Source organism: Hydrogenophaga sp. H7, from assembly GCF_002025745.1.
GTDB classification, from domain to species: Bacteria; Pseudomonadota; Gammaproteobacteria; order Burkholderiales; family Burkholderiaceae_C; genus Hydrogenophaga; species Hydrogenophaga pseudoflava.
The window spans coordinates 606,989-619,053 of the sequence record NZ_MCIC01000001.1 but is presented as its reverse complement, the minus strand read 5'-3'; the positions used below and the strand labels follow the sequence as shown (position 1 = coordinate 619,053).

Below are 12,065 nucleotides of genomic sequence, written 5' to 3'. Positions count from 1 at the left end.
CATGACCACCGCCCAACAGCAACTCGACGCCTGGATCGACGCCCACTTCTACGAGGAGGTGAAGTTCCTGCAGGAACTCATCCGCGTGCCCACCGACACGCCCCCGGGCAACAACGCGCCGCACGCCGAGCGCACCGCCGAACTGCTCGCCGCGATGGGCCTGACCGCCGAGAAGCACGCCGTGCCCGAGGCCGAGGTCAAGGCCGCCGGGCTGGAAACCATCACCAACCTGATCGTGCGCCGCCGCTTCGGCGACGGCGGTCAGACCATCGCGCTCAACGCCCACGGCGACGTGGTGCCGCCCGGTGAGGGCTGGACGCACGACCCCTATGGCGGCGAGATCGCGGACGGCAAGATCTACGGCCGCGCCGCCGCGGTGAGCAAGTGCGACATCGCCAACTTCACCTTCGCGATCCGTGCGCTGGAAGCGCTGGGTGCGCCCCTGAAGGGTGGCGTGGAACTGCACGTGACCTACGACGAGGAATACGGCGGCGAGGTCGGCCCGGGCTGGCTGCTGGAGAAGGGCCTGACCAAGCCCGACCTGATGATCGCCGCCGGCTTCAGCTACCAGGTGGTGGTCGCGCACAACGGCTGCCTGCAACTGGAAGTGACGGTGCACGGCGACATGGCGCACGCGGCCATCCCCGACAGCGGCACCGACGCACTGCAGGGCGCGGTGCACATCCTGAACGCGCTGTACGCCCTGAACGCCGACTACCTGAAGGTGCGCTCGGGCGTTGAAGGCATCACCCACCCCTACCTCAACGTCGGCCTGATCCAGGGCGGCACCAACACCAACGTGATCCCCGGCAAGGTGGTGATCAAGCTGGACCGCCGCATGATTCCCGAGGAAGACCCGGCCGAGGTCGAGGCTGCGCTGCGCCGCACCATCGCCGAGGCCGCCGCCCGCTACCAGCCCCCGCGCGGCGGGCGCGCCATCAGCGTGGATGTCAAGCGCATCCTGCTGGCGCGCGCGCTCAAGCCCCTGCCGGGCAACAAACCTCTGGTCGAGGCCCTCCAGAAACACGGCAGCGAGCTGTTCGGCGAACCCATCCCCGCCGTCGGCACGCCGCTCTATACCGACGTGCGCATCTACGGCGAACACGGCATTCCGGGCGTGATCTACGGCGCCGGCCCCCGCACAGTGCGCGAGTCGAACGCCAAGCGCGCCGACGAGAACCTGGTGCTGGAAGACCTGCGCCGCGCCACCAAGGTGGTCGCCCGCACCTTGCTGGACCTGTTGAAGTCCGCATGAACGCGCCCCCCACCCCGTGACACAATGACCGCCCGCCCCGCCGGGCGGTTCGCACTCTGGAGACCTCATGACCCCCGCCGAACAAGCCCTGCGCGACGCCGCGCTCGAATACCACCGCTCGCCCAACAAGGGCAAGATCGCCGTCGTCCCGACCAAACCGCTGTCCAACCAGCGCGACCTTTCGCTGGCCTATTCGCCGGGCGTGGCCTTTCCCTGCCTGGCCATCGAGGCCGAGCCGGCCCTGGCCTCGGAGTACACCAGCCGCGGCAACCTGGTGGGCGTGATCACCAACGGCACCGCCGTGCTGGGCCTGGGCGACATCGGCCCGCTGGCCTCCAAACCGGTGATGGAGGGCAAGGGCTGCCTGTTCAAGAAGTTCGCCGGCATCGACGTGTTCGACATCGAGCTGGCCGAGCGCGACCCGGACAAGCTGGTCGACATCATCGCGGCGCTGGAGCCCACGCTGGGGGGTGTGAACCTGGAAGACATCAAGGCGCCCGAGTGCTTCTACATCGAGCGCAAGCTGCGCGACCGCATGAAGATCCCGGTCTTCCACGACGACCAGCACGGCACGGCCATCATCTCCAGCGCGGCGCTGATCAACGGCCTGGAACTGGTCAAGAAGGACATCGGCGCTGTCAAGGTCGCTGTCAGCGGCGCGGGTGCGGCGGCCATCGCCTGCCTGGACCTGATGGTCAACCTGGGCGTGAACATCGAGAACATCCTGGTCTGTGACTCCAAGGGCGTGATCCAGACCGAACGCGACGACGCCAAGGCCGGCAAGCTGGACGAGTCCAAGCAGCGTTACTGCCGCACCTCGTCGGCGCGCACCCTGGCCGACGCCATGAACGGCGCCGACGTGTTCCTGGGCTGCTCGGCGGCCGGCGTGGTGGACGCCGACATGGTCAAGAGCATGGGCCGCCAGCCCATCATCCTGGCGCTGGCCAACCCCGAGCCCGAGATCCGCCCCGAGGTGGCCAAGGCCGCGCGGCCGGACTGCATCATCGCCACCGGCCGTTCGGACTACCCGAACCAGGTCAACAACGTGCTGTGCTTCCCGTACATCTTCCGTGGCGCGCTGGACTGCGGCGCGACCAAGATCACGGAAGAAATGAAGATGGCCTGCGTGCGCCAGATCGCCGACCTGACCAAGGCCGAGACCAGCGACGAAGTGGCCGCCGCCTACGCCGGGCAGGACCTGGTGTTCGGCCCCGACTACCTCATCCCCAAGGCCTTCGACACGCGCCTGATCCTCAAGATCGCGCCGGCCGTGGCCCAGGCTGCCGCCGACTCGGGCGTTGCGACCCGCCCGATCACCGACATGGACGCCTACCGCCAGTCGCTCTCGCGCTTCGTGACGCAGACCGGCATCCTGATGCGCCCGATCTTCAACGCCGCCAAGGCCCTGCCCGCGAACAAGAAGCGCGTGGCCTACGCCGACGGCGAGGACGAGCGCGCGCTGCGCGCCGCGCAGATGGCGATCGACGACGGCCTGGCCACGCCGATCCTGATCGGCCGCCCGGCCGTGATCGAGGCGCGCATCCAGAAGGCGGGCCTGCGCATCCGTCTGGGTGTGGACGTGGAGAACGTCAACCCCGAAGGCGACCCGCGTTTCCGCCAGTACTGGGAGCACTACCACGGCCTGATGAAGCGCAATGGCGCCACGCCCGAGGTGGCCAAGGCCGCGGTGCGCCGCTCCAACACCATCATCGGTTCGCTGATGCTCTCGCTGGGCGATGCGGATGCGCTGATCTGCGGCCTGGTCGGCACCTACGCCACCCACCTGGAGCGCATCGACGCCATCCTGGGCAAGGCGCCCGGCGTGAACAACTACGCCGCGGTCAACGCGCTGATGACGGCCAGCGGCCCACTGTTCATCGCCGACACCTACGTCAACGAAGACCCGACGGCCGAGCAGCTGGCCGAGATCGCCTGGATGGCGGCGCAGCAGGTGCAGCGCTTCGGCCTGCCGCCCAAGGTGGCCTTCCTCTCGCACTCGAGCTTCGGCTCCAGCAAGCGCGCCTCCGCGAAAAAGATGCGCGCCGCGCGCGACCTGTTCGTGGCCCAGCACCCGGGCATCGAGTGCGACGGCGAGCTGCACGGCGACGCCGCGCTGCAACCCGAGATCCGCCAGGCCTACCTGGGCGACTCCACGCTCAGCGGCTCGGCCAACCTGCTGGTCTGCCCCAACGTGGACGCCGCCAACATCCTCTACAACGTGCTCAAGACCACCGCCAGCGGCGGCGTGACCGTGGGCCCGGTGCTGACCGGCGTGGCCCGCCCCGCCTACATCCTGACGCCGGCCGCCACCGTGCGCCGCGTGCTCAACATGACGGCCCTGGCCGCAGCGGCCAGCCCGCGCGGCTGAGCGGCCACCCGCCCAGCACACAGGGACGCTCCGGCGTCCCTTTTTTTGTGCCCGCGGCCCGGACGCCACCCGTCGGCCAGCGCCGCTCACGAGGGTTTCCCCGATGTCTTCGCCAGATACGGGTACACATAATGTGTATACAGTTTTGCATGCAAAAGGAGATGCCATGTCAACAACGGTGCACCCCGTGGACGAACAACTGCCCGGCAGCAAGCTGACCGCGCTGGGCCTGCAACATGTGCTGGTGATGTACGCGGGCGCGGTCGCGGTTCCGCTGATCGTCGGCCGGGCCCTCAAGCTCAGCCCGCAGGAGGTGGCCATGCTGATCTCGGCCGACCTGTTCTGCTGCGGCATCGCCACGCTGATCCAGGCGCTGGGCGTCACGCAGTGGTTCGGCATCAAGCTGCCGGTGATGATGGGCGTGACCTTCGCCGCCGTCGGCCCCATGGTGGCCATCGCCAACACCACCCCCGGCACCGACGGCGCGCGCATGCTGTTCGGCGCCATCATCGGCGCGGGGGTCATCTCCATCGTGATCGCGCCGATGGTCAGCCGCCTGCTGCGCTTCTTTCCGCCGGTGGTCACCGGCACCATCATCGCCGTCATCGGCATCAACCTGATGCGCGTAGGCATCAACTGGATCTTCGGCAACCCGGTGGGCCCCACCGCGCCGTCGGTGGTGCCGCCGGAGCACAGCGAGTGGCTGAGCACGCTGCGCAGCGCCGCGGCCGCCGGCACCCCCGGCTACCCGCCTGTGCCGCAGGGCCTGACCCTGGCACCCACCGAGCCCAACCCGCGCTACGCCGCCCTGCCGGGCATCGCGGTGTCGGCCGTGGTGCTGGCCACCATCCTGCTGGTGGCCCGGTTTGCCAAAGGCTTCCTGGCCAACATCTCGGTGCTGATCGGCATCGTGGTCGGCGGGGTCATGGCGACGATGATGGGCATGATGCATTTCGACAAGGTCGGCCAGGCCAAGTGGGTGGACGTGGTGCTGCCCTTCCACTTCGGCATCCCCATCTTCGACCCGGTCATGGTGCTGACCATGACGCTGGTGATGATCGTGGTGATGATCGAATCCACCGGCATGTTCCTGGCCCTGGGCGAGATGACGGACCGCAAGATCGACCAGCCGGCGCTGGCCCGCGGTCTGCGCACCGACGGCCTGGGCACCCTCATCGGCGGCATCTTCAACACCTTCCCCTACACCAGCTTCTCGCAGAACGTGGGCCTGGTCGCGGTCACCGGCGTCAAGAGCCGCTTCGTCTGCGTGGCCGCCGGCGTCATCCTGCTGGTGCTGGGCCTGCTGCCCAAGATGGCGGCGCTGGTGGAGTCGCTGCCCACCGTGGTGCTGGGCGGTGCGGGTCTGGTGATGTTCGGCATGGTGGCGGCCACCGGCATCCGCATCCTGGGTGGCGTGGACTTCAAGACCCAGCGCAACAACGCCCTGATCGTGGCGATTTCCATCGGCGTGGGCATGATCCCGCTGATCGCGCCCAAGTACTCGCAGTGGATGCCGCACGCCATCCACCCGCTGATCGAGTCGGGCATCCTGCTGGCGTCGATCAGCGCCGTGCTGCTGAACCTGTTCTTCAACGGCGGCAAGGCCGATGAAGCCGCCGCCATCCACGCGGCAAAACAGGCCGAGGCGCACTGAACCGGGCCCCACGCTCCAGCGCTGGATTCACGTCCCCCAAGCTCCGCAGGGGCCCCACACGGGGCCCCTTTTTTGTGCACGCCGCACCAACACAGGGTTAGTCAGGATGACGCCTCCAGCGGGAGCCCCAAGAATCTGTATACACCTTCTGTGTTCAATGCACAGGCTGCGCCCGCGCCTGGCATCGAAATTGCTGACCCGCTTTCAGCACCCTTCCGCTTCCCTGAGCGCCCCACCCCGACGGAGACCCTCGCCATGAACAAACGCCACCTTCTCAAGTTCACCGCCGCCCTGGCCGCCGCAGCCGCTTTCGGCAGCGCCTCCGCCCAGACGCCCATCAAGTTCCAGCTCGACTGGCGCTTCGAAGGCCCCGCCGCGCTGTTCCTGCAGTCGGAAGCCAAGGGCTACTACAAGGCCGCCGGCCTGAACGTCACCATCGACGCCGGCAACGGCTCCGGCGGCACCGTCACCCGTGTGGCCTCCGGCACCTACGACATGGGTTTTGCCGACATGGCCGCGCTGATGGAATTCCACGCCAACAACCCGGACGCGCCCAACAAGCCGGTGGCCGTGATGATGGTCTACAACAACACGCCCGCCGCCGTGCTGGCCCTCAAGAAGAGCGGCATCACCAAGCCCGCCGACCTGAATGGCAAGAAGCTCGGCGCCCCGGTGTTCGACGCCGGTCGCAAGGCCTTCCCGATCTTCCAGAAGGCCAACGGCGTCGGCAATGTGACCTGGACCTCGATGGACCCGCCGCTGCGCGAAACCATGCTGGTGCGCGGCGACATCGACGCCATCACCGGCTTCTCCTTCACCTCGCTGCTCAACCTGGAAGCGCGCGGTGTGAAGACCGAGGACGTGGTCATCCTGCCCTATGCCGACCATGGCGTGAAGCTGTACGGCAACGTGGTGATCGCCAGCCCCAAGCTGATCAAGGAGAACCCGGCCGCGGTCAAGGCATTCCTCGCGGCCTTCGCCAAGGGCGCCAAGGAAGTCATGGCCAACCCGGCCGCCACCATCGGGACCGTCAAGGCACGCGATGGCATCATCAACGTGGCCCTGGAAACCCGCCGCCTGCAGCTGGCGGTGGACTCGGTGATCGCCAGTCCCGATGCGCGCAAGGAAGGCTTCGGCCAGATCGTGCCCGGCCGCATGGCGCTGATGGCCTCGCAGGTGTCCGACGCCTACGGCACCAAGAACCGCGTCGACGTGGCGCAGGTGTGGAACGGTTCCATGCTGCCGTCGGCGGCCGAACTCAACGTGCTGCCCCCGGCCAAGAAGTGATGCCCGCTGCACCCTCCGGGGCCGACCAGGCCTTCGTCCATTTCGACGGGGTCTGGCTGGCCTACAACGACGACCTGCTGGCGAAGAACATCTTCGCCGTCGAGGACATCAACCTGAAGGTGCGGCGAGGCGAGTTCATCGCCATCGTCGGGCCTTCGGGCTGTGGCAAGTCCACCTTCATGAAGCTCACCACCGGGCTGAAGATGCCCAGCATGGGCAAGATCACCATCGACGGCCAGCCCGTCAACGGCCCGCTGAAAATTTCGGGCATGGCCTTCCAGGCGCCGAGCCTGCTGCCCTGGCGCACGACGCTGGACAACGTGCTGCTGCCGCTGGAGATCGTCGAACCCTTCCGGCACCAGTTCAAGGACCGGCGCAAGGAGTTCGAGGAGCGGGCGAAGAAGCTGCTGGCCAGCGTGGGCCTGGGCGGCATGGAGAAGAAGTTTCCCTGGGAACTCTCGGGCGGCATGCAGCAGCGCGCCAGCATCTGCCGCGCGCTCATTCACGAACCCAAGATGCTGCTGCTGGACGAGCCCTTCGGCGCGCTCGATGCCTTCACCCGCGAGGAGCTGTGGTGCACGCTGCGCGACCTGTGGGAAGCGCAGCAGTTCAACGTCATCCTGGTCACGCACGACCTGCGCGAGAGCGTGTTCCTGGCCGACACGGTGTACTGCATGAGCAAGAGCCCGGGCCGCTTCGTGGTGCAGCGCGAGATCCCGATTCCGCGCACCCGCGACCTGGAAGTGACCTACACGCCCGAGTTCACCGACATCGTCCATGAACTCAGAGGGCACATCGGTGCGATGCGCAAGGCCGGCGCGACGATCAACCAGTGAAAGCCATCGCATGAACAAAAAGCAAGTCGAGCGCTGGTCGCCTTTTCTGCTGCTGGTCGCGATCATCGTGATCTGGGAAGTGATCTGCAGCGGCTTCCAGGTCTCGGAGTTCATCTTCCCCAGCCCCTCGCGCATCTGGGAACAGACGGTGGAGTTCAAGGAGGTGATCCTGGGCCACGCCTGGCGCACCTTCTGGGTCACCATGGCCGGGTTCGCCATCGCCATCGTGGTGGGCGTGCTGCTCGGCTTCCTGATCGGTTCGTCGCGCATCGCCTATGCGGCGGTCTATCCGCTGATGACGGCCTTCAATGCCCTGCCCAAGGCGGCCTTCGTGCCCATCCTGGTGGTGTGGTTCGGCATCGGCGCGGGGCCGGCCATCCTCACGGCCTTCCTCATCAGCTTCTTCCCCATCATGGTCAACATCGCCACCGGCCTGGCCACGCTGGAGCCCGAGCTGGAAGACGTGCTGCGGGTGCTCGGTGCCCGGCGCTGGGACGTGCTGGTCAAGGTGGGCCTGCCACGCTCCATGCCCTACTTCTACGGTTCGCTCAAGGTCGCCATCACACTGGCCTTCGTGGGCACCACGGTGTCGGAGATGACCGCCGCCAACGAAGGCATCGGCTACCTGCTGATCTCGGCCGGCAGCTCGATGCAGATGGGCCTGGCGTTCAGCGGCCTGCTGGTGGTCGGCATCATGGCCATGGTGATGTACGAGCTGTTCAGCTTCATCGAGAAGCACACCACCGGCTGGGCGCACCGCGGGAGCCAGGGCTGATGACCGACGACCAGATCGCGCGGCACCTGCGCCGCGCCAACGACGTGGCCCTGCGCGCGATGCAGATGGGCCGCCACCCCTTCGGTGCGCTGCTGGTGGCGCCCGACGGCGAGACGGTGCTGGCCGAGCAGGGCAACATCGACACCGTGCACCACGCCGAGGCCACGCTGGCGCGCACCGCATCGCTCAACTACCCGGCGGGCTTCCTCTGGAACTGCAGCCTGGTGACCACCTTCGAGCCCTGCGCCATGTGCGCCGGCACCGTCTACTGGGCCAACATCGGCCGCATCGTCTACGGCGCCAGCGAAGAGGCCCTGCTCGCGCTCACCGGCAACCACGCCGAGAACCCCACGCTGTCCCTGCCCTGCCGCGAGCTGATCGCGCGCGGGCAGAAAGCGATCGAGGTCATCGGCCCCGTCCCGGCGCTGGAGGCCGAGATGGTCGAACCCCACCGCAGTTTCTGGTCCCAGCGCTGACCGGGCGCCGCCTACACTCGCCCGATGCCCTGGCACGCCCGTCTTTCCCTCGACTACCAGCGACACGGTGAACGCACCGTCCTGCAGCACTCGCACGACGGCCCGCTGCGCATCTTCAAGAGCCTCTACCCCGAGGGCTACGCGGTCTGCCACAACGTGATCGTGCACCCGCCGGGCGGTCTGGTCGGCGGGGACGTGCTGGACATCGGCGTGCAGGTCGGCGCCGGCGCCCATGCCCTGGTCAGCACCCCGGGCGCCACCCGCTTCTACGCCAGCGACGAGGCCTTCGCCACACAACAGGTGCGGCTGCAGCTGGACGCGGGCGCGCGGCTGGAGTGGCTGCCGCTGGAGACCATCGCCTACCCCGGCTGCCGGGCCGACAACCGCTGGAGCGCCACCCTGGCCGAGGGCGCCGAGCTGATGGCCTGGGACGTCACCGCGCTGGGCCTGCCCGGTGCGGCCCAGCCCTACGAGCAGGGCGAGTTCCGGCAGCGGCTGGAGATTCCCGGCTGCTGGCTGGAGCAGGCGCGCATCGCCGCGCACGACCGGCGCCTGCTGGACTCACCCCTCGGTCTGGGCGGCCACCGCTGCCTGGGCACGCTGGTGTTCGCCACCGGCAGCCCGCTGGCGCGCGAGCGGCGCGAGCACCTGCTGGAGGTGGCGCGCGAAGCCCTGCAGCAAGCCCCGGCCGGGGTGGTGGCCGGCGCCACCTGCCCCAACGACCGGGTGCTGGCGGTGCGGGCCGTGGCGCCGCTGGTGGAGCCGCTGATGGCCGGCCTGCAGGCCGTATGGGCGGCGCTGCGCCCGGCGGCCTGGGGCCTGCCGGGCGACGCCCCCCGCATCTGGCGGGTCTGATCCTCCGTCGAACTGCCCGGGTTTTGCGGCGTTGTTCGGCCGATCGGGCCTGGGCCTGCCTGCACAGAATCGGGGCAGGATCCACCACGACCATCACCACCCCGGCCGCGCCCCCGCCCCCGCCCCCGCCCCCGCCCACCATGTCTGCCCCGCTCCATGACGCCAAAGCGCTCGTCATCGACGGCAACCCGCTGTCGCGGTCGATCATCGTCGGGCAGCTGCGGGACGCCGGCGTGGGAACCATCGTGCAGTGCCCCCGCGTCGCGGACGCCCGCACCAAACTGGAGACTTGGCCCTTCGACGTCGTGATCTGCGAGCAGTATTTCGACCGCGAGGCCACCACCGGGCAGGAACTGCTGGACGACCTGCGCCGCAACCAGTTGCTGCCGTTCTACACGGTGTTCGTGATGGTGACGTCCGAAGCCTCGTACAGCAAGGTGGCCGAGGCCGCCGAATCGGCCCTGGACGCCTACCTGCTCAAACCCCACACGGCCGCGGGCCTGGTGGAGCGCATCGTGCAGGCGCGCGACCGCAAGGACGCGCTCAGGCACATCTTCACCGCCATCGACGAGCAGCGGTTCGACGAGGCCGCGCAGATGTGCAAGGCGCACTTCGAGCAGCGCAAACCCTACTACCTCTACGCAGCCCGCATCGGGGCCGAACTGATGCTGCGCGGCGGCCACCTGCACGAGGCCGAGATGTTCTACGAGGCCGTCATCGCGGCCAAGACTCTGCCCTGGGCCAGGCTGGGCGTGGCCCGTGCGCAGGTCGAGGGCGGCTTCCAGCAGCGCGCCGTGACCACGCTGGAGAGCCTGATCGAGACCGACCCGGGCTACACCGACGCCTACGACATCATGGGCCGCGCCCAGTTCGAGCTGGGCAACTTCCAGGCCGCGCTCGCCACCTTCAAGCGCTCCACCATGCTCACGCCCTCGTCGGTCAACCGGCTGCTCAAGCACGGCATGATGGCCTGGTACGCCGGCGAGCGCGAGGAAGGGATCGAGATGCTCGACCGCGCCACCCGCCTCGGCCTGGACTCCAAGCTCTACGACCCCCAGGCCCTGGTGCTGCTCGCGTTCGCCCGCCTGGACAACGCCGAACACAAGGGCCTGCAGCGCTGCCGCGAGCAGATGGAACGCATCCGCGACCGGTACCCCGACAACCCGCGCCCGCTGCGGCTGCTGGAGGTGATCGAGGCGCTGGTCGCGATCCAGGACTACCAGACCGCGCAGGCGCTGGACGACGTGCGGCGTATGGCCAAGACCATCCACCAGCCGGCGTTCGATGTCGAGTCGGCCTGCAACCTGCTGGCGCTGATGACGCGGCTGGCGATGCGCTCGATCCAGCTCTACGAAGTCGACGCCGCGGTGGACACCATGGCACTGCGCTTCTGCACCAGCCGGGCGCTTACCGAGCTGCTGGTCTGCGCCGCCACGGGCCGCCAGGACTTCATCAACCGCGTGCGCAGCGGCCACGCCCACATCCTCAAGCAGACCGAAGAGGCCATGTCCCTGAGCCTCAAGGGCGATCCGCAGGCCGCGGTGGTCAAGCTGCTGAACGACGGGGAGCAGACGCTCAACGCCAAGATCATCGAGTCGGCCCACCTGGTGCTGCAGCGCTACGAGGCGCGCATCCCCGACCACGAAGAACTGCAAAAGAAGGCGCAGGCCATGCGCGAGCGCTACCGCACCACCGACATCCACGCCGGCCTGGGCGAACAGGCGCACACCGGCCGTGCGGCGGGCGGCATGTCCCTGTCGTCGGGCTACAAGCCGCCCCAGAAGAACGAAGGCCTGCTGGCCAACGTGAACGCTGTGGGGGCCTGACGATCCGGCGCAGCGGCGGAGCGTGGGGGCCTAGATCGCCACCAGCTGGCGGATGTTCTTCGCCTGCATTTCAGAGCCCGGCCCACTGGCGATCACCTCGCCGCGCTCCATCACCACGTACTGGTCGGCCAGTTCTTCCGCGAAGTCGTAGTACTGCTCCACCAGCACGATGGCCATGTTGCCGCGGTCGGCCAGCATGCGGATGACCTTGCCGATGTCCTTGATGATGTTCGGCTGGATGCCCTCGGTAGGTTCATCGAGAACCAGCAGCTTGGGGCCAGCCGCCAGCGCCCTTGCAATCGCCAGCTGTTGCTGCTGCCCGCCCGAGAGGTCGCCGCCGCGCCGTCCCAGCATCTGCTTGAGCACCGGGAACAACTCGAACAGCTCGGCCGGGATGGGCGTGCCGCCGGATTTGTAGGCCAGGCCCATCTGCAGGTTCTCCTGCACCGTCAGGCGGCCGAAGATCTCGCGGCCCTGGGGCACGAAGCCGATGCCGGCACGCGCCCGCTCGTAGGGCGTGGCCTTGTCGATGGCTTTGCCGTCGAAGGTGATGGCGCCGCTCTTGATCGGCACCAGGCCCATGAGCGATTTGAGCAGCGTGGTCTTGCCCACGCCGTTGCGGCCCAGCACCACCGTCACCTGGCCCAGCTCGGCCGTGAGGCTGACGTTGCGCAGGATGTGGCTGCCACCGTAGTACTGGTTGACGTCCTTGACTTCCAGAAGGCTCATGGCG

10 protein-coding genes are annotated in these 12,065 nt (G+C 68.2%); 9 read left to right on the top strand and 1 reads right to left on the bottom strand.

The features are described from left to right. Position 1 precedes the first annotated feature (1 nt). The 9 genes from BC358_RS03015 to BC358_RS02975 all read left to right on the top strand — a co-directional run bounded on the left by BC358_RS03015 (position 2) and on the right by BC358_RS02975 (position 11,332). A complete protein-coding gene (locus BC358_RS03015) occupies positions 2 to 1,255 on the top strand; it encodes an ArgE/DapE family deacylase (RefSeq protein WP_079364592.1) in 1,254 nt (417 codons plus the stop codon). Between the two features lie 67 nt (positions 1,256 to 1,322). After that, positions 1,323 to 3,623, top strand: coding sequence for an NADP-dependent malic enzyme (locus BC358_RS03010; RefSeq protein WP_079364591.1), 2,301 nt, complete (start codon positions 1,323 to 1,325; stop codon positions 3,621 to 3,623). Between the two features lie 166 nt (positions 3,624 to 3,789). Beyond that, on the top strand, positions 3,790 to 5,277 hold the full coding sequence (locus tag BC358_RS03005; protein WP_066160676.1) for a nucleobase:cation symporter-2 family protein: 1,488 nt from the start codon (positions 3,790 to 3,792) through the stop codon (positions 5,275 to 5,277). A gap of 255 nt (positions 5,278 to 5,532) precedes the next feature. Continuing rightward, positions 5,533 to 6,564: an ABC transporter substrate-binding protein gene (locus tag BC358_RS03000; protein WP_079364590.1), complete on the top strand. Its 1,032-nt coding sequence runs from the start codon at positions 5,533 to 5,535 to the stop codon at positions 6,562 to 6,564. Beyond that, the gene (locus BC358_RS02995) at positions 6,564 to 7,400 is read left to right on the top strand and encodes an ABC transporter ATP-binding protein (protein ID WP_079364589.1); all 837 of its coding nucleotides are present in this window, start codon (positions 6,564 to 6,566) and stop codon (positions 7,398 to 7,400) included. The genes BC358_RS03000 and BC358_RS02995 overlap by 1 nt, the downstream gene beginning before the upstream one ends. A 10-nt stretch (positions 7,401 to 7,410) precedes the next feature. Next, positions 7,411 to 8,175 carry an ABC transporter permease gene (locus BC358_RS02990; RefSeq protein WP_079364588.1) on the top strand — a complete coding sequence of 255 codons (765 nt, stop codon included), beginning with the start codon at positions 7,411 to 7,413 and terminating at the stop codon, positions 8,173 to 8,175. Continuing rightward, positions 8,175 to 8,651 (top strand): nucleoside deaminase, encoded by a 477-nt coding sequence (locus tag BC358_RS02985; protein WP_079364587.1) that lies wholly within the window; start codon positions 8,175 to 8,177, stop codon positions 8,649 to 8,651. Before BC358_RS02990 ends, BC358_RS02985 begins: the two co-directional genes overlap by 1 nt. Positions 8,652 to 8,675: 24 nt before the next feature. Continuing rightward, entirely contained in the window at positions 8,676 to 9,506 is an 831-nt protein-coding gene (locus tag BC358_RS02980; protein ID WP_079364586.1) for an urease accessory protein UreD, read from the top strand. 140 nt (positions 9,507 to 9,646) lie between these two features. Further along, positions 9,647 to 11,332, top strand: coding sequence for a response regulator (locus BC358_RS02975; protein WP_079364585.1), 1,686 nt, complete (start codon positions 9,647 to 9,649; stop codon positions 11,330 to 11,332). A gap of 30 nt (positions 11,333 to 11,362) precedes the next feature. Here BC358_RS02975 and urtE read toward each other — a convergent pair whose 3' ends face one another. After that, positions 11,363 to 12,061 carry an urea ABC transporter ATP-binding subunit UrtE gene (gene urtE, locus BC358_RS02970; RefSeq protein ID WP_079364584.1) on the bottom strand — a complete coding sequence of 233 codons (699 nt, stop codon included), beginning with the start codon at positions 12,059 to 12,061 and terminating at the stop codon, positions 11,363 to 11,365. Positions 12,062 to 12,065 lie beyond the last annotated feature (4 nt).